This window comes from Streptomyces sp. Je 1-4 4N24 (assembly GCF_026239515.1).
Lineage (GTDB): Bacteria > Actinomycetota > Actinomycetes > Streptomycetales > Streptomycetaceae > Streptomyces > Streptomyces nigrescens.
In genome coordinates this window covers 142,544-161,135 of record NZ_CP110836.1, presented here as the reverse complement: position 1 = coordinate 161,135, position 18,592 = coordinate 142,544, and the positions used below count along the sequence as shown (strand labels likewise).

Below are 18,592 nucleotides of genomic sequence, written 5' to 3'. Positions count from 1 at the left end.
CACGCCTGAACGGCGCGGGGGGACCCCCATCCGCGTTGTCGTCACTCGCCGACGCTCCGCGTCGACTCCCTCCTCCGCCTTGCGATCGCACGCACCAGACCCCGCTCCCTGATCCACCCTGATCCGAACGACACGCCCTAGATGTCTGCGTCGGTAGGGGCGTAGATGTCCGGGTCGGTGGAGAGGTGTCCATTGTCGGGGGTGAGGATGCCGCACAGCCTTTTGACGGGCGTGTAGAGGGGCCGGTTGTCGGGTTCGATGCCGTCCTCGTCGGGGAACTCGAAGAGCCGGTCGAAGGGCACGGTGACGAACGGCCATGCGCCGGGGATTTCCGCCGAATCGGGGTGGTACTGCCACACGGTGCCGAAGTGCCGGTTGTGGACTTCCCCGACGTACCACGAGGCGGTCTGGAGGAAGTCGCCGCCTTCCTCCTGTTGAGCGTGCTCGGCGGTGACGAAGCGGTCGCGGATCAGGTCTTCGAGGCGGGCGAGCGAGTCGAGGCCGAAGTCCCAGGTGCCGGGGGCCTGTTCGGCCCAGCCGGGGAACTCTGCGTGCTGGACGGTCAGCCAGGCGTTCAGGACCCGGTTGTCGGACCTGAGCTGGTCGAGCTGTCGCAGTTCCTCGTACTCGGTCTCGTCGATGTCCATACCTGCGACCCTACGGAGCTCGGGCCCGGAAGACGACCTCGATGCACGTTTCACGGAAGTCGAGCCAGAAGCCGAAGCACTCCCGTAAGGCCCCGGACGCCCTCCTGGAGCATCGCCATGAAGTCGACCGGCTCGCCCAAGACTGCCCCGGATGCCTGTCTCAGCTGAGAACCTGGCTGGTACCCCTCATCATCCGTGAGGGAGAACAAGGGTGCACACCACAAGAAGACAGGGGCGTGACGATGGACGCCGGCGACTCCATCTCCGCTGCCAGCGCGCTCGTTGCCGCCGCCGCGGCGGTAGTGGGCTGGTGGCAGGCGCACAGCGCGAGACGCACCGTCAAGGCGTCCGAAGAACAGGTCAATGTGATGCGCGACCAGCTGGCGCTGGAGCGCACCCTGCGGGACGACAGCATCAGGCCCCGATTTGAAGTCGTCCACACCACGGCCATGCTGCTCCCAGGGGGCGGAGGGCGCCTGACGGTTGAGGTCATCCAGACCACTGGCGTGCCGCTTGATGACGTGAAGGTGGAACTGTTTGCGGGCGGCCGGCAGATCGTGCCCGATGAGTCCGCCGACAGCGTCCACGCCTCCCTGTACTCCGCGCCCGGCAGTAAGTTCACCGTCCGGGCTCACCTCGATGAACAGACCGCGCAGGTCCCGGCCATCCGCGTCGAACTGTCCGGCACCGAGGCGCGAGGCACCCGGCAGTGGGCTGAGAGGCTCATCGCCCATCCTGCTGTCACAGCCAGCCGACTGCTCGGCTCTCACAGGGACGAGTACTCGGCGGTGACCGCCGCCGGCCTGCCACGGCGGGTGCACAGGGCCAATCTGGTCGCGGGGCCCGCCGAACCGCCCTGGCCGGGTGGCCCACAGGTGTCCCGAGCCCCCGACGATGTCAGGGGCAGGCTGAGCAATCTGCGCCGGGTGGCCCAGCGGCGACGCAATGCAGGCAGTGACGCGAACAGCCAGAGCTCCGTTCCTGACAGCAGCCAACAGCACAAGGAGTCTGGGGTGAGTCCTGGCGGCGCTGCGACGGAGAAGGGCGTGCCGCCCGGCGACGCCCCGCCCCCGAAGAAGATCCAGCCGTGACACGGCCCTCCACGTCGTGACCTCCGTCAAGAACGTGGCAGGCCCAGGCCGACGGCCGAGGAGGACTTCGACCTGGCTGACGCCGAGGGAGGGCTTCGACGGCCCGGGCCCGGGAAGGAACGTCAGGGCCGGGCGTGGGCGGAGAGGGTGGCCAGGCCCCGGGCCAGGTCCTCCTTGAGATCGTCGAGGGATTCGAAGCCGGCGTGCACGCGCAGGAGGGGGCCGCGGCCCGTCCAGGTGCCCGGGAGGCGGTGGGTGACCGGATCGGCCGGGACGATCAGGCTCTCGTAGCCGCCGTAGCTGTGGCCGAGGCCGAACAGCCGCAGCTCTGCCAGCAGCGCGTCCACGGCGGGCTTGCCGGGCCCGGGTTCGAGTTCGAGGCCGAACAGGCCCGCGGCGCCGGTGAAGTCGCGGCACCACAGCTCGTGCCCCGGGTCGCCCGGCAGCGCCGGGTGCAGCACGGCGCGCACCCCGTCCTGTTCGCGCAGCCAGGAGGCGAGGCCGACGGCCTGGTGATGGTGCTGACGCATCCGGACGCCCAGTGTGCGGAGCCCGCGCAGGCCCAGATAGACATCGTCCGCGCCGGCGTACTGGCCGAGCCGGATCGCCGTGGCGCGCACCGCGGGGTAGGTGTCCTCGGTGCACACGATGGCCCCGAGGATGCTGTCGGCGTGACCGGTGAGGTACTTCGTCGCCGAGTGCACGACGACATCGGCGCCCAGCTCCAGGGGGCGGTGGAAGGCGGGGGTGGCCCAGGTGTTGTCGATGAGGGTGACCACGCCGTGGGTACGGCACACGCTCGTGACGGCCGGGACGTCCTGTACCTCGAAGGTCGTGGAGCCGGGTGACTCCAGGCAGACGAGGCGCGTGGTGGGGCGGATCAGGTCCTCGATGGACTTGTCCACACCGGGATCGTAGTACTCCGCCTCCACGCCCAGATCGGCCAGCGAGTTGCAGAACTTACGGGTGGGCAGATAGACGGAGTCGCTGACGAGGATGTGGTCGCCGGCCCGGACGAACGACAGGATCGCCGTGGTGATCGCCGCGAGACCCGAGCAGGTGGCGACGGCGGCGTGCCCGCCTTCCAGGTCGGTCAGTGCCGTCTCGAAGGCGCGGGTGGTGGGTGTGCCGAAGCGGCCGTAGACCGGCATCCGGCGTTTGAGGGGGTCGGCCTGCGAGGCATCCATCGCGGCCACGTCCTCGTAGAGCACCGTCGAGGCGCGGTGGACCGGCGGGTTGACATAGCCGTGCTGCTGCCGCGGGTCGGATCCGGCGTGCACGAACCGGGTCTCCATCGAGGGTTCGCCGGTCATGACACCACTTCCAGATCCGCTTGCTCGTCGTGTGGTGCGGCCGCCGCGGTCCGGCGGCCGCCGAGTACCAGGGCGATGGCTGCCGCGACGGCGCACTGCACGGCGACGGCGATCCAGAACATGCCCAGGTCGTGTGCGCTTTCGTAGTGGGCGAAGAGGAAGCCGCCGACGATGCCGGCGAGGAGGCCGCCGACACCCGCCGTCAGCCGCTGGACGCCGAAGGCGAAGGCCGGATTGCTGGGTATGCGGTCGACCATTTCCAGGTCACAGCGCAGGAAGAGGAAGACCTCGCCGAGGCTGAAGAGCACGGTGCCGCTCAGCAGGGCAGCGGTGTGCCCCAGCGACATCACGGCCGTCCCGGCGGCCATCAGGGCGAATGATCCGGCCACCAGACGGCGGTAGTCGGCCCGCGCGATCCAGCCCGACAGCGGCGGCTGGAGCGCCACCATCATGGCGCAGTTGACGAGCATGGCCCAGCCGAGCACCTGGATGTTGTGCACGCCCGCGGCGTACAGGCCCAGGAAGCTCTGGAAGAAGAAATAGAGGTAGAAGGCGAGCGCGGTGAAGAGCACCGGTCGCAGGGCGCCGCGCAGGGTCTGGAGCTTCCCGGCGGGGGCCGGCCGGTCGGCGGTGACGCCGCCCGGCGGGGCGTCCTGGCGGCGTGCGAGGGGCCGCATGGTGAGCTGGTGGGCCAGGGTGATCAGGCCGAACAGTGCCGCGGCGCCGAGGAGCAGCACCACCGGATCGGCATCGATCAGGACGGCGGCCAGCAGCGGCCCGAGCCCCATCCCGGCGTTGAGGGCCGCGCTGCTGACGCCGAGGAACAGCGGCCGCAGCTCGTCGGAGACGCAGGTGACGATGTACGCCTTGTTCGCCGGGAGGTAGAGCGCGGGCCCGGCGGCGACGAGGACCACCGCCGGGTAGGCGACCCAGGGGACCTTCACGGCCAGCCCCAGCAGGAGCAGACCCGTGGTCCGCAGGGCGAGGGAGCCGACCATCGTCCGCTTGAGGCCGAGCCGGTCCACGACCAGGCCCCCCAGGATGCTGCCGCCGAACTGGATGAACGTGGCGACGGCCACGAGTACACCGGCCAGGCGGACGTCCAGGCCCACCGCTTGGACCATCAGGACGCCGATGAACGGGGTGACCATGTAACTGCCGAGTGCGACCACGAAGGACAGCACGATCAGCGACTTGAGGCTCGACGACAGCCCCCTGAACGTGCGCCACTTGGCCGAGAGCGAGGACATCACGCCGACGGCCCTCCGCTCTGCGGACCGGTGACGACCGGCCGGTCCGCGCCCGGCAGACCCCATTCGCTCCAGGACCCGTCGTACACGGCAAGGTCGTCGTATCCGGCCAGCTCGGCCCCCAGCGCCAGGATGCAGGCGGTGACACCGGAACCGCAGCTGAAGAGCAGCCGCCGGCGCTCCCCGGCGAGCGGGGCGAACGCGTCGCGCAGCTGCGCAGCGGGACGCATCCGGCCGTCCCGTTGGAGCTCGCCGAACGGCAGGTTGAGCGCTCCGGGCATATGGCCGGGACGCAGCCCCGGGCGGGGCTCGGCGGCCGCGCCGGCGAAGCGGTCGCGGGTGCGGGCGTCGAGGACCGCCGAGGCCGGATCGGTCAGGGCCCCGGCGACCTCGTCGCCGCCGACGATCAGGCCGGGACGCGGCCGTGCGGTGAAGTCACCGGGGCGCGCGACGGGCACGGGTGCGCCGGTTTCCAGGGGCAGACCGGCGGCGCGCCAGGCGGGCAGACCGCCGTCGAGCACGGCCACCCGGTCGTGGCCCATGGCCCGCAGCATCCACCATGCGCGGGCACTGGAGTAGAGACCCGCCCCGTCGTAGACGACGACGGTATCGCCGTCGTCCACGCCGAGCGCCCGCATCTCCCGGGTGAAGTGCCCGCCCCCGGGCATCGTGTGCGGCAGCGGACCGGAGTGGTCCGACAGCGCGCCGTCGATGTCGAAGGGCCGCGCCCCCGGGATCCGTTCGCCGGCGTCGCGGTGCCCGCCGATCGAGGCGTCGAGCACCACCAGCCCGGGGGTGCCCAGTCGCGGCGCCACCCAGTCCGTACCGACCAGCGGGCCCGGCAGGGCGCCGGGCGACGGCCCGTTCATCGGGTGCCTCCCGTGGGAGCGGGGGACCACTCGGCGCGGTCGGCGAACCAGGCCGCCACATGTTCCAGATTGGCTGCCACGTCCTCCTCGGTGTCGCCGCCGACGACGTAACCGGCCAGGAAGAGACCGGACTTGACCCCGCCGTGGAACTCCTGGCCGACCGTGCCGGTGAGCGCGACCTCCTTGACGCACGCCGGCTCGTCACCGGAGGGCAGACGGCTCAGTACGCCGTTCGACGGCGGGATGCACAGAGCGCCGGTGGGCCGGTAGGCGGGGGTACCCAGGGTGCTGGGGAGGCCGCATTCGGCGTACAGCCATTCCTTGTCGAGATCGATGCCGAAGGCGTGCCGGACCATCGAGCTGATCATCCCGCCGCCGGTCCGGCTGGCGATCTCGCAGAACACCGTTCGGTCGTCGGGGGTGATCCACAGCTCCGCGTGGAAGGCGGTGTGCGGTGGTGTGGGCAGCTCCGCCAGCACCGCCCGTGCCGCCTTGAGCAGCCGGTCGTGGACCGGGTCCTGGGGTGTCAGCGGGAGGTTGGCCACCCAGTCGTTCGCCCGGAAGGACAGACAGTCGTTGAGGTAGCGGAAAGGGTGCGCGAACACCACCTCGCCGTTCACGACCAGCCCGTCCACGTGGTACATCTGCCCGGGTACGAACACTTCGATCTCGCTCGCGCCGCGCCACGGGCGGGCGAGGTAGGCGTCCAGCTCCGCCTCGTCACGGATGATGGCCGCACCCAGAGAGCCGGACTCCGAGAGCGGTTTGATGACCACGGGATAGCCGTGCTCGGCGACGAACTCCAGGGCGGTGTAGGCCGAATCCAGGGGCCGGTAGGCGGGAATCTCCACCGGACCGCCGACAAGGTGGTCCTTCATGACCACCTTGTCGCGGAAGGCCAGAGCGCTCGCGGTCCGCTGTCCCGGCAGGTCCAGCAGGTCACGCAGCTGTGCGGCGCGTACCACGTCGGCCTCGGCGCGGGCGAAGACGGCCGTGACGGCGTGCTCGCGGGCCAGGCGCAGTGCCGTCTTCTCGACGAGCTGATTGGTGTCGTAGTCGTCGAAGGCGTGCACATGGGGCAAGTGGCCGTATCCGGCCGCGAACTCGGTGGTGGTGAGGATGACCGGCACGACACCGGAACCGGCCAGCCAGCGGTCGTACGGGGTCTTGGCATAGGGCGTCTTGGCGAAGACGAGGACGTGCGGCATGTGCGTGTTTCTCCTTCAGCCCGTCGTCTCGACGAGAGGGAGGCGGCGGCGTGCGGGGACCCGGGAGACCAGCTGCTGCTCCTGGGCGAGTTCGCGGGCGAAGCAGCCGTCCTTGTAGACGCCGGAGAGGCGCTTGTTGGTGAACGCCTCGATGGCCGCGTGGTCGAACTCCAGGTCGTAGCGGACGTCCTCGCCCCCGTCGGCGACCGTGCGGACGAGGATGCCCAGGTGCGGCTCGAAGGTGTTGACGCAGCCGACGATGTCACCGATCTTCTCGCGGCGGCCGTCCGCCGACTCCGACAGCACACTCTCCTCGGTGGGGATGGCGGCGAACAGCTGGCGGCCGGCCCGGCACCAGCCGACATGGCCGGGGAACCCCATCGCCTTGATCCCGAAGGTCCCGAAGTCCTCACTCACGCCGAGCTGGAAGCCCAGTTCGACGTTCTCGTGCAGCCACTTGAAGTCGCGGTAGGCCTGCTCGATCTCCTCGTAGCTGAGCTGGAGTTCGGGGTGCCGGCCGCCGTGGTCGGAGAAGTTGTTGAAGCGGACCGTGTCGACGCCCAGCTTGTTGAAGTAGTGGGCGTAGCGCTCCAGGGACTGACGGCCGTGGTTGTGCCGGCCGATGGTGACGCCGATGTTGACCCGGAAGGCATCCGACCGGTCGGCGTCCGCGGGAAGCGTGCTGCGATGGTGCTCGTTGTAGTGGTCGATCCGGCGCAGCACCTCCTCGGTGTTCGCCCCGCTGAAGACGCCCTTGATCGGGTAGCTGCCGTCGTCGATGACGGCCAGGTTCTCGTCGATGACGCCGTGGTAGGTGATGGAGATGGTGCCGTAGCCGTTGACCCGGGCGAGGTCGAGGAGCTCCAGGTAGTTGTCGGCGAGCAGCGGGCGGCCGCTGGTCCAGGCGTCGCCCTTCTCCATCGTCTCGGTGGGCTTGTGGTCGGATTCCTGTCTGAACTCACGGTTGTTGGCGGGGCCGTAGATGCGCATGAACTCACCGTCGTACGCGAAGCTGTCCACGTACCGCGGGTAGACGTGGTAGCCGTGCGACTGGAGTCCGGAGAGGATCCGCGGGCCCTCCTCCATGGCGAACGACTTGTCGTAGACCTTCTCGTAGTTGACGAACCAACAGTGCGTACATTTCTGTCCGCAGGTGTTCTTTCCGACCTTGGTGTCCAGGTCGAGGTAGATGTGGATCTCCTCGGGCTTGATCTCCTGGAACGGCGTGCTGAACGGCTCGTCTCCGTGGAAATCGTAGGAAATCGGCGCGTTGTCGACGGTCATGGTTCCCCCAGGCTTGGTCGAGTCGGGTGAGGAGCGATGAGAGTGGTACGGCTGCGATCGGCGCCGGGGCGCCCTGTGGCAGGGCGGCCCCGGACCGAAGCGTGTGGGTGGTGGTGCGTGGTGCGCGTTACGCGACGGGCGCGGGCTGTGCGGCGGTGCTCGGCGGGGCCGTGCTGCCGGGCCGAGCGGCCTCGGGCCGTGCGATGGAGCGGTCGTCTGCGACGCGGCGCGCCGAGGGCACGGTGGCATCGGGTTGCGTGGTGACAATGGGCAGCGCCGTCAGCTCGGCCACCGCCGCCACGCACGCCGCCGCGTCCGCGGCGGCGATGACGGCAGTGCCCAGGCGGTCGGTGGAGGACCTGAGCGGGCGGACCGGGTCGCCCGGCTCCACGGCGACCTCCCACTCCACGATCGTTCCGTGCGTCAGGGACGGTGGTGGGGCGACGTCGGTGACCGTGCCGGGCGGTGCGGTGAAGAAGACGGTCGCGGCCGTGGCGGCCGCGGCCTGCCCGCGTGGCACTCCCGCGCCGACCGCCCATCCGAGGGCGGCGACCCGCCAGTCGATGCCTGTGGTCAGCCGCACCAGGTCGGCGATGCCGTCGCCACCGAGGCGGTTGTGCGTCTCGATCACGATGACGCGGTCGCCGTCCACCTTCACCTCGGTGTGGCTCGGCCCGTCCGTCAGCCCGAGGGCGTCGAGCAGCTGTCCGACCGCCTCCTCGACCCGTGCCCGCCCGCCGGCGTCCAGTGCCGGAGGCGGCATCATGTGGCTGACCTCGACGAAGCCGCCCGTTGTCCCCTTCTGGGCGATACCCACGACGGTGTGCCGGCCGCCGGCGGACAGCGTCTCCACGCTGAACTCCAGCCCGCCGACGAAGGCTTCGAGCAGTGTGCCGCCTGTCCGGCGGTCCGCCGGCAGGTCCGCAGCACGGTCCACCAGAGCCACGGCATTGCTGCCGACGCCGCTGACGGGCTTGGCCACCACGGGGGTGTGCCCGGCGAACAGCCGGGCCACCGCGTCCGGGTCGCCGCCGGAGGCGAAGGCCGGGTTCAGATGCGGCGCCTTCCGTTCGAGGACCCGCCGCATCTCCAGCTTGTCGCGGGTGCGCCGGACGACCGCGGGGGCGACCCCCCGCACGCCGAGCCGCTCCGCCGCCGCGGCCGCCGGCTCCAGACCCAGCTCGGTCAGCGAGACGACGGCGGTGGGCGACAACGGCTTGAGCACCTCGTCGACGAACGCGAGGAAGGCCGGGCCGTCGTGGAAGTCGACGGTGTGCACCTGCCGTGTGCCGGTCATCCGGCCGTCGTTCCGGTCGAGGGCCGGAGCCCCGGGCAGCTGAACATGAAGGAGATCACCGGGGAGAGCCTCGGCCGCTCGCGCGACCGTCGGGTTGGCACCGATGACCACCAGGGTCACGACAAGGTCTTTCTGGTTTGCATGCTGCGATACACGTCTGGCCCCCCGTTTTCTTCAGGTCCGGGAACGTCCGCCGACGACACCGGGACCACATGAACCGAGCCAACGGCAAACAGGGGCCGCAACGCGACGACCGACCGTTCGAGTGGCTCAGGCGAAGACAAGGTCGCAGCGGCACTCACTCGCTGTCAACAGATATGCGCAAAGCTTGACTTGCCAGAAAGTCCGCTCTGACCTGCAACAAATCCTATGGTCCAGGGGATTGGCCGGAACCAGTCGATGCCTGTCTCATATCCGCCCCTTATGTCTTCCGGTCGATTTCACCCTCACCCCAACCCGCCCCGAAACGAGCGGCAGCACCTGGCGCCGCGTCCTCTGCGCCAGGTCAGCGCGCTGGGCGCAAGGGGGAGCTGACGCCCGGGCCGGGGGCTGCTTTCAGACAGGACGTGACAGTCCTCCTTGACGACAGCCATTCGTCCCCGCCTTGGGTGGGCACGGCCCCAGGACCCGGAGAATCTACGCAAATCACATGCCTCTGGCTCGCGAGGAGACGCAGGCCCCGTACGGCGAACGAGGGGCGGCGCCCCCGTTGTGGGCGCCGCCATCGCTCGCTGCGCGGACCTGCGGTTTCGGCCCTACAGCTTGCTGTTGCTGCCCTTGTTGACGATGCTCGCCTTCCTGCAGTTGTTCCAGGTGAGCTTGAGGCCGGTGCTGCCGCCGCCCTTGCCGCCCCACCTGATCAGCGGGAGCCGCTTGCCGGAGTAGCCGGTTCCGTACTTGTTGCCCTTGAAGACATTGCCGCGACCGCAGGTCTCGCCCTTCTCCAGCCGGCCCCACTCGCTGAACAGGGCGTACTGGCCGGACTTGGTGAAGGTGTTCCCGCTCACCGCGTTGTTCCGGCTGCCGTCCCTGATCCGTACGGGGTCACCGGTGATCGACGAGAACTTGTTGCCGGTGATGCTGCTGCGTGAGGTCTGCACCAGGTAGACACCGTGCATTTTCCCGCCGTTGCGCAGCCCGGAAAAGGTGTTCTTCCGGATTGCGATGCCGGAGGAGTTCTTCACGTGGACGGCGGCGTAGCCGGTGGAGCCGCTGAGGTTCTTGAACGTGTTCCCGCTGACCGTGACGTTCGAGACGTTCCTCAGCAGGATCGCGTTGTCGTGGCCGGAGAACTTCCTGCCGCTGATGGTGAAGCCACCGGGGCCGCCGTCGATGCACAACTGGTAGTCGCCTTTAGGGCACTTGACCTGCCCGGGGTACCTGGCGACGGCGGCACCCCAGCTCGGCTCGGCCATGCCGCCGAGCAGCAGCGCGGTGCCGAGGGCGGTGGTGAGGGCGGCGGTCGGTACGAGGCGGCGGGCGTGCGTGGGCATGGGACGACTCCTGTCCGGTGGTCGGGTGGGGTGGTGGGCCGCGGCGGCCGGACCTTCCCCCGGTGGGGCCGGCCGCCGCGACAGCAACCGAGCCTGGGGGACCGGATCCCTTCCGGCAATGGCTTTCGCTGTCCGGGACAGCCGTACGGCTGTCCGGGCTGGTCAGCGGCTTGTCCGGAGGTGCTCTGGATCAGAGTGAAGTGGTCCCCGATGCGCTTGCGTACGCCACCGCCGAGGGCAATGTATGCCGTGTGGGACCGGAGAGACGTGTATTCCGTGGTGGACCGGAGAGACGTGTATTCCGTGGTGGACCGGCGAGAGTTGTTCTGATCAAGGTCAGAACAACCAGGCCAGGTAGGCAGAGACGGCTATTCCGGCGACGGACATGAGCGCCAGGCGCTTGGCGATCCAGGCGAGCCGGGTGCCGCGTACCGCGGCGAAGAGGTCCTGACCCGTGCCCCTTCGCGGAAAGATGCCGCTCGCCGTCACGGGAAGTGCAGCTGAGCCGATCAGCAGGCCCAGGAAGGCGAAGGCGATGAGGGCCCAGGCCGAGCCCATGCCGGCGACGACGTAGCCTCCGCTGCCCTTGCGGACCTGGAGCGTGTCGCCGGGTTCGGCCTCCCGTGTGTTCACTCGGGCGTGCGGATCGCTCGACAGGCCATCGCTGTCACCGGCCTCGGCCGGGCGGAAGGTGCCGTAGCAGTGGCGCATGCCTCCGCGGCCGCCACCACCGCCGTGGCACTCGCTGACGGTCAGCTTGCCGGCAGTGCCCAAGAGCCCGCTGGCGACGGCGGCCTGAGATCCGGATACGCCGCAGATGCCGAGGGCTACCAGCAGGCCGATGATGCCGGCGGCGCGGCCCCCGATGGTGGGCCGAGGGTCACTCGTTATTGGCATGGACAGACCCTATGACAGAGCCCGCCCATGCCGGCGACTGCATCGGCGCGGACTGCTCCGCTGAGCCCCGAGTCCGCCAGCGGCTCGAGCTTTTCCCGCGTGTGGGGACGTCAGGGGCAGCGATGGACGAGGGGTGTGCGGGATGCGTGGTGGAGGAGGGCGGCGGGCGTGGTGCGGGAGTCGGGTATGGGCCAGTGGGGGTCCTTGCCGGTCAGGGCGGCAAAGAGGCGTTGCCAGGCTTCGTTGTCCGTGCCCAGGAGCTTCCCGGCCAGGACGGCCAGCTCGCTCGTGGCGTCCTGAACGGCGGCCTGGAGGGCGGTCGGGACTTCCTGGCGGACGGAGACTTCGGCGAGGTAGTGGAGCATGCGGTTGGCCATGGCGCCACCGTGGACGACCTCTTTGCCGGAGAGCAGACCCCGTTCCAAAAGGGCGTCGAGGACGGCGGCCCACTCCTTTCGCTGGAGCGACAGGTTCGGGATGTTCCCGATGGCCGCACGGGCCCAGCTGGGGCCGCGGTCGGTCAGGGTGCGGTCGATGAAGCAGGACCAGTATTCGAAGGCCGCCGGCGCGAGCTCGTCCGGCGCGTCCGGCAGCCGGGCGATGGTGCCCCATACCCGCGAGCGGAACGGATCCTGTTCGTGCGCCCGGATCAGGACGTCCCAGTCGCGGGTGTACGGGAGGTCCAGAACCTCCTCGTGTTCGTACTCCCCACAGGTGCGGAGCTTGGCGACGAGGCGCTCCGTGCTCAGTTCCTTGTCGAGGCGGGCGGTGAGGACCGCGACCGGGTCGGGCGCGGACAGCGCCTTCGTGGCGACCTTGGCGGCGCCCGTGCTGAGCAGGCCCCGGTCGATCAGTGAGCGGAGACGGCCGGGGCCGCCGTGGCGAAGCACGTTGCGCGCGGCCAGGAGGTGGTCCGGGAGCGGAAGGCGCTTGCCCCACGAGGCGAGCGCGTGCTCCACGAGTTCGAGGTCGGCCGCTTCGACCAGAACGCGGTGGTACTTCGCCCACCGCTTGTCGAAGTAGGACCGTTCGAGCAGTCGTTCGCGGAGTTCCGGGGCGAGCGGCAGGAGGTCGTCCGGGGCATCGGCGGTGCGGCCCTGGGGCCGGCGGGAGAGGATGATCCGGCGGATCTCGACGGTCGAGCTGCTGCTGTGGGCGGCCCTGTACAGCGCCGCGTTGATCGTGGGGTCGTCGACTGCCAGGAGCCGCAGATTCAGCTCCCGGTGACGGGAGCTTCGAGCCAGGACGAGCAGTGCGGCGCGGTCGTCGTGGGTGAACAGATGACCCAGCAGGGCGTCGGGCAGGTGGCTGGTCGCACAGGCGCGCTCGGTGAGGGTGAGGGTGGCCTGTGTGTCCAGCCGCGGCAGTACAGCCGCGAGCGCGTCGGTGCCCGCGTGAAGCAGGAGTCCGGCGCCTGCCGGGGTGAGCACGGTGGTGGCGACGGTGTCCGCGCTGCCGTGCTCGAGCAGCTCGACGAAGGGACGCTCGGCCCAGTCGGTGTCCATGGCGGCGAGCGCGCGCAGCCACCGCTCGGGGTCGGTGCCGAGCCGGTCGGCGACCAGTCGGCGCGCGGCGCTCACCGCGGCCTCGGCCGGCACGTCACGTGTGAACCAGTCTCTCGGCAGCGGGGACATCTCGCGTGCGGGCGTCCGGGCCACCATCTCGCTGGGCGCCGTGATCCCCTGCCGGCAGGCCAACAGGTCGGGCTTTCCGTGTCCGTCGGTCGTCTTCTTGACGAGGCGCCGGCGAGTGTCGGGCGAGGCGTGCCGGTCACACGCCTGCACGAGCCAGTCAGGATGGGACAGTCCGGGGAAGTCGGTCATGTGCGTGGCGGCGAGGACGTCGAGCACAGAGGGGTCGGTGGGCAGCGGCGCGCCCGCGACGAGAGTGCGGAGCAGGTGTGCCGAGGCGAGGGCCGCGTGCGGGTCAAGAACCCTTTCCCGCTTCCGTTGCTCGGCGTGGGTGAGCGCGGGTGCGGGTGCCTCGGCCGGTTCCTGGGCGTCGGTGGTCCGGGCGTTCGCGTCGAGGCGGGCCAGCTCTTCGGCGTCGGGTCGGGGGCCGGCCACGCTCGCGGCTGTGGTGATCAGTTCGGCGAGTGAGCCGGCGAAGGTTCCGACCAGGTTGAGCGCGATGACCCACGCTTCCGGGTGGCCGGCCAGATGCTCGCGTACGAGGTCGACGGCGTGCCCGCGTGCCCGGGCGTCGACATGGCCGAGGTACGCGAGGGCCGCCGCGGCCGGCTGGGCGGTGTCGACGAGCCGCTCGGGTCCGAGCAGGCCCTGCTCGACGGTCTTGACGAACCAGCCGTGCAGGGCGGCGTCGTACGCCGTGGAACGCAGGTGATCGACCGGCTCGGACTCGGGGGCGCTTGCGCGGGCGGTGAGGGCCTGGCGGATCGCCTCGTCGACGTCCTCGTGGCGGAGGAGCTCCTCGATGGGCTCGGGTTCGAAGGTGTGCTGGTGGTGGGCGGCGATCAGGCGCGGGAAGTCGTACACGTAGGGCTCGTGCACGATCTCCCGCATCAGCCGGCGGGTGGCGTTGCGTCCGCGCGGGGTGGCGAAGACTCGGGGCAGCGCTTCGGGGTCTTCATAGGGCTCGATCCCTTCCCGGAAACGGTCCAGGCCGTCGGGGTGCTCCAGCGCGGCGGCCGCCTTGGCGAGGACCGGGGGCGGGTCGGCGTCGGTGACCAGATCAAGGAGCCGGCGCACGGTGTCCGGGCCACCGCGTTCCCACACCCGGACCACGGAGAAGTGGCGCGCGCCGTCGCTCGCCCACCATCCCCAGGAGTGCAGGACCAGTTCGGGGTCCCCGCTCGTGATCAGCGGGCTGCGACGGAACCGGTCCGCGGTGGCGAGGAGTTCGGTGCGCAGCTCGGCGTCGAGGGGGACGAGTGCGGTGCGGCCCGGGGTGCGGGGGACGCCGGAGGCGATCGCGCGGCGCAGGGAGAGGGTGGCCTTCTGGTTGCGGTACACGGCGGCGTTGACCGTCGGTTCGTCGCACTCGGTCAGCCGGCGCAGATCGCGTATGCCGAGGGTGATGTTGCCGCCGATGGCGGCCCGTACGCGGGGGCCGGACGCCGCGAGCGCGGTGTCGAGGGCATGCGCCGGCAGCGAGCCCTTGCCGAGCAGGGCGTGCAGCAGCTCGTCGGGCAGGTGGGGGAGCAGCCCGCGCAGATCGTCGGGTTCGGCGGCGTACAGCAGGAACCGGTACGGCTTGGTCAGGGCGGGAGGTGTGACCGTGGGGCCGGGCTCGGGCACCGTGCCGTCGGCGATGCCGGCCAGAAGGTCGGCGAGGGTGCCCTTGTACCGGGACAGGGAGGTGCGCAGGGTGGCCCAGCGTTGCGGATCCGCGCCGAGTTGGCGGTGGAGGAGGAGGCGCAGGGGTGCGGTGGGGCCGAGTTCGAGCAGAGCCTGGGCCGCTGTGCGTGCGGGGGCCACGGTGTCGAGGACGAGTGCGCTGAGGTCTGGGTGGTCGCCGGACGGGCCCAGGCCGGCGGCGATCCGGAGGAGCCCGGGGTGGCCGGGCGTGCGGACGGCGACGCGCAGCAGGGCCGGACAGGGGGGTGCGGCTTCGGCGACAACCGCGGGGTGGGTGCGGTACAGGTCGCCGTGCAGCCGCTCGGGACAGTCGGGATGGGCGGCGAGGACGCGTACGGCCGGCTCCGGCAGCGGCGCGGCCTGATGAGCCGTCACGATGGCGTCCCAGTCGACGGTGCGGCGCCAGGCCGGTTCGGCTTCGCCCGCGCGGAGTCCGGCCACCATGCCCTCGGACCCCTCGGCGGTGGCCACCGCGGCGCGCAGCCGGTCGCTGCCGGTCTCGCCGTCGGCCTCCAGCGCGCTGTGCGCGAGGTCGGCAACGGCGGGGTGCAGGGGCGCCGGGCCGGTGGCGGGGGCGAGCAGCGCGCGCAGCCTGTCGGGGCGCGCAAACAGCCCGAGTACGGCACGCAGTTGCTCGGCTGTGGTCAGCGCGCGGCCGCAGGTGCGCAGGGCGTGCTCGGCCAGCTCGGGTGCTTCGCTCACCACGGCCGCACCCACGAAGTGGGGGAGTGCCGGTGCTTCCTGGGTGGTGGCGCGGATACGGGTCAGGAGCGAGGCGAGGGCGGTGGGCTCGGGGTACCGCCCGGGGGAGAGGATGAGACGGCGCATCCACGGGCGGGCCTCGGCGTGTTCGTACACGTACTGATCGACGACCGGGTCGGGGCGATCGAGCAGCGTGGCCAGGTCGTCGACGGTGAGATCCTCGGCCCGGGCCAGGGCCCGCCGTACCCGCACGTCGGGGTCGCCGGCCGCCTTCGCGCGGGCCTCTGCGGTGAGGGGCACCCAGGTGAGGTATCGGGGCTCCTCTTCGCCCAGTCGGCGGCGTACCCGCCCGGCATCGCCGGGGGCGGCCCCGGCGAGCAGCAGGGCGAGCAGTTGAGCGCCATTCCGGCCGTAGTGGGCCACTGAGCCTGATGTCACCGATCGTGTCCCTTGCGTCTGTCGCGCGTCGTCTTCGCACGGTGGTCCGACGGGAACACCCCATCACACAGGCGTGCACGGCTCTCCCGGAGGGTCGTCAGGGCTCGAAATTCAGCTGGCACAAGGGCTGTGCTCATCGACCGCGACGGGTGCGCGCCCCAGGGCGTCTGCCGCCGTGGTTGCCTCGCGAAAATAGTTTCCGCATGGAAGATGTTTTGCGTGTGGCCCGGGGGTAGGCGACGGAGCGACGCAATGACCGGCAAAGAGAGGAGCAGCCAGCCATGGCGACGGCAGCGCAGCAGATCCATACATCTGTGACCCGCTCGGAGAGGGAGGCAGCGCCTGACTCTGCACGGCCCTCCTTGCCGCTGGTGGACAAAGCCCAGCGTGTGGCCCCGCCGGATGCGCGTCGCCTGTCGAAGCTGTACTTCGAGCGGCTGGCGGCCCTTGAGGAAGGCACGGCGGAGTACCAGTACGCGCGCAACACGCTCATCGAGATGAATCTGTCGCTGGTGCGGTACGTCGCGCGCCGCTTCCGCAGCCGGGGGCAGGAGATGGAAGACGTCGTGCAGGTCGGCACGATCGGTCTGATCAAGGCCATCGACCGCTTCGACGTCTCGCGGGAGAACGAGTTCACCACCTTTTCGATTCCTTACATCACCGGGGAGATCAAGCGGTTCTTTCGCGATACGACCTGGTCCGTGCACGTCCCGCGCCGGCTGCAGGAGCTGCGCGTGGACCTTGCGCGCGCCCGCGAAGAGCTGGAGGGACGCGGCATTCCTGAGCCCTCCGTCGCCGACTACGCGGCCCTCTTGGAGCTGGAGGAGGACGAGGTCATCGAGGGGCTCGTCGCCTGCAACGGCTATGACGCCGCTTCCATTGACCGGCCCATTGAAGCCGGTGGCGGCAACCAGCGGACCGGACTCATCGCCGACCTGATCGGCAACGAGGACCCCGCACTCGCTCTGGCTGAAAATCTCCAGGCGCTCAAGCCGCACCTGGCTCAGCTCGATGAGCGTGAGCGCACGCTCCTTGAGCTCCGTTTCGGTGCGGAGATGACGCAGTCCGAGATCGGCGAGGAGCTGGGCCTGTCCCAGATGCACGTCTCCCGCCTCCTCACCCGCATCTGCACACACCTGCGGGAAGAGATGCTGGCCACCGACTGACTGACTGACTGCACAGCATCCCAACTGCCGGGCGCAGCTTGCCGCTTCCCTCGGGTTGCAGGTGGGCTGCGCGCGACAGCTGTCTCCGGAGGACAGCCCACGCTGTCCTCTCCTGGTGCAGCCTGGGCGATCAGCTGGGGCCGACGGCCTTGGCCCAGTTCTCGCGGACGGCACGCAGTGCCTTGTTCAGCTGCGCCTCGGTCGGGAACTGCGGTGTGCCCTCGACCGTCGGCAGCCGTGCGGCCAGGGCCGTGTCGAGGGTGCCGTTCTTCGCCATGGCGGCCATCAGCACCGGGCGGGCGTAGTCCACGAGGCGGAGGTTCTGGCCTGCCGGGCTGAAGAGGTACTCCTCCCAAAGTCGCGCCGCGGCCGGGTGGGGGGCGTCCTTGTTGATCGCCTGTGCGTAGTACTGCGAGAAGCTGCCGTCGAAAGGAATGGCCACCTTCCACTTCACGCCCGTACCGCGGAGCTGGTCGATGTGCTGGAGGTTGAGGTAGTCCCACTCGATGCTGATCGGTGTCTTGCCCTTGGCGATCGCGGCAGGGCTGGGCTCGGCCCGGTTGTAGTTGCCGACCTTTTCGAGCCGGGCGAAGAAGTCGATGCCCGGCTGGATGTCGTCGAACGACCCCCCGTTGGCGAGCGCCGCCGCGTACACGGCGGCGAAGGCCGAACCCGCGATCGTGGGCTCGCCGTACATCGAGACCAGGCCCTTGTACTCCGGCCGGAGCAGATCCGCGAAGGACGAGGGGCAGGTCCCGACGCGGGCGGCGTCGCAGCCGATGGAGACGTAGCCGCCGTAGTTGTTGAACCAGCGGGCTTCGGCGTCCTTCTGCTCCGGCGGAATCTGGTCGAACTGCGCGACCCGGTAGGGGGCCAGCAGGTTCTGCCGCGCCGCGGACTGGGCGAAGGAATCCCCGAGGTCGAGCACGTCGGGGGCGCGCTCCTGGCCACGGTAGCGCTTCACGGCATCGATCTCCTGGCGGCTGTGGACGTCCGGATGGTCGACGACGACCTTGAGGCCGTACTTCTTCTCGAAGCCGTCGATCAGCCCGCCGTAGTTGGCCCACTGGCGTGGCAGCGCGATCGTGTTGAGCCTGCCCTCCTTCTTCGCCGCCTTGATCAGCGCCGCCGTGCCGCCCACCTCCGCGGCGGATCCGGCCCGGGAAGGCGCGACCGGCCGGGTGGTTCTCTCCTCCTGGCACGCACCGAGAACGAGCGCCGCCAGGCCGAGACAGCACAGGAGCGCGCCTGCGCGGACCCGATGATGTGTAGCCACGACGCCTCCAACAGGGCCAGGTGGGGGAGCGGTCCGCCAGACGGGTGGCGGACGCGGACCAGGGCGAGCCACGACATGGACACGGTGCGGTCGCACGGCACCCGTACCGCGGCCCCGCGGAGGACGGCGCACGTCAGACAGTGGCGCGGAAGGCCGACGGGGCCCCGCAGGCTCGCCGAGCGGGCGCCGTCGGCACTCCCGCGGCCCGCAGGCCGCCGACGCCTTGCCACGCGGACGGTCCTGGCGCAACCCCGCCGCGACGGGTCACCAACCGAAGTTTCTCTCCGCAGCAATGGTCCGAACCAGCGTACTCTGCCGCTTTGTGGGCCTCTGTCAGGACGGTG

12 protein-coding genes and 1 pseudogene are annotated in these 18,592 nt (G+C 70.3%); 2 read left to right on the top strand and 11 right to left on the bottom strand.

Annotated features, from left to right (window positions below; genetic code table 11):
• Positions 1-137: 137 nt before the first annotated feature.
• A complete protein-coding gene (locus tag SLV14N_RS00745; RefSeq protein WP_263267482.1) occupies positions 138-647 on the bottom strand; it encodes a hypothetical protein in 510 nt (169 codons plus the stop codon).
• A gap of 788 nt (positions 648-1,435) precedes the next feature.
• Here SLV14N_RS00745 and SLV14N_RS00740 point away from each other — a divergent pair.
• Positions 1,436-1,738, top strand: a pseudogene (locus SLV14N_RS00740) (hypothetical protein); the annotation flags it as partial.
• A 122-nt stretch (positions 1,739-1,860) separates the two neighbouring features.
• Here the strand turns inward: SLV14N_RS00740 and metC are convergent.
• The 9 genes from metC to SLV14N_RS00695 all read right to left on the bottom strand — a co-directional run bounded on the left by metC (position 1,861) and on the right by SLV14N_RS00695 (position 15,806).
• Positions 1,861-3,051 carry a cystathionine beta-lyase gene (metC, locus tag SLV14N_RS00735; protein WP_263267481.1) on the bottom strand — a complete coding sequence of 397 codons (1,191 nt, stop codon included), beginning with the start codon at positions 3,049-3,051 and terminating at the stop codon, positions 1,861-1,863.
• On the bottom strand, positions 3,048-4,301 hold the full coding sequence (locus tag SLV14N_RS00730; RefSeq protein ID WP_263267479.1) for an MFS transporter: 1,254 nt from the start codon (positions 4,299-4,301) through the stop codon (positions 3,048-3,050). Before SLV14N_RS00730 ends, metC begins: the two co-directional genes overlap by 4 nt.
• Positions 4,301-5,170 carry a sulfurtransferase gene (locus SLV14N_RS00725; RefSeq protein ID WP_208687510.1) on the bottom strand — a complete coding sequence of 290 codons (870 nt, stop codon included), beginning with the start codon at positions 5,168-5,170 and terminating at the stop codon, positions 4,301-4,303. Before SLV14N_RS00725 ends, SLV14N_RS00730 begins: the two co-directional genes overlap by 1 nt.
• Complete coding sequence (locus SLV14N_RS00720) at positions 5,167-6,378, bottom strand: acetyl-CoA carboxylase biotin carboxylase subunit family protein (RefSeq protein ID WP_263267478.1); 1,212 nt, start codon at positions 6,376-6,378, stop codon at positions 5,167-5,169. Before SLV14N_RS00720 ends, SLV14N_RS00725 begins: the two co-directional genes overlap by 4 nt.
• A gap of 15 nt (positions 6,379-6,393) precedes the next feature.
• A complete protein-coding gene (locus tag SLV14N_RS00715) occupies positions 6,394-7,662 on the bottom strand; it encodes a radical SAM protein (RefSeq protein WP_208687512.1) in 1,269 nt (422 codons plus the stop codon).
• 127 nt (positions 7,663-7,789) lie between these two features.
• Entirely contained in the window at positions 7,790-9,079 is a 1,290-nt protein-coding gene (locus tag SLV14N_RS00710; RefSeq protein WP_208687513.1) for an ATP-grasp domain-containing protein, read from the bottom strand.
• Positions 9,080-9,714: 635 nt separating this feature from the next.
• Entirely contained in the window at positions 9,715-10,452 is a 738-nt protein-coding gene (locus SLV14N_RS00705; RefSeq protein WP_263267476.1) for a right-handed parallel beta-helix repeat-containing protein, read from the bottom strand.
• Between the two features lie 336 nt (positions 10,453-10,788).
• Positions 10,789-11,349, bottom strand: a complete 561-nt coding sequence (locus SLV14N_RS00700) for a hypothetical protein (RefSeq protein WP_263267474.1) — start codon at positions 11,347-11,349, stop codon at positions 10,789-10,791.
• Between the two features lie 110 nt (positions 11,350-11,459).
• The gene (locus tag SLV14N_RS00695; RefSeq protein WP_263267473.1) at positions 11,460-15,806 is read right to left on the bottom strand and encodes a hypothetical protein; all 4,347 of its coding nucleotides are present in this window, start codon (positions 15,804-15,806) and stop codon (positions 11,460-11,462) included.
• Positions 15,807-16,087: 281 nt separating this feature from the next.
• On the opposite strand from SLV14N_RS00695, the gene SLV14N_RS00690 reads away from it, so the two are divergent.
• Positions 16,088-16,972: a SigB/SigF/SigG family RNA polymerase sigma factor gene (locus SLV14N_RS00690; protein WP_263267472.1), complete on the top strand. Its 885-nt coding sequence runs from the start codon at positions 16,088-16,090 to the stop codon at positions 16,970-16,972.
• Between the two features lie 130 nt (positions 16,973-17,102).
• Here the strand turns inward: SLV14N_RS00690 and SLV14N_RS00685 are convergent, their stop codons facing one another.
• Entirely contained in the window at positions 17,103-18,197 is a 1,095-nt protein-coding gene (locus SLV14N_RS00685; protein WP_263272993.1) for an ABC transporter substrate-binding protein, read from the bottom strand.
• Positions 18,198-18,592: the final 395 nt, after the last annotated feature.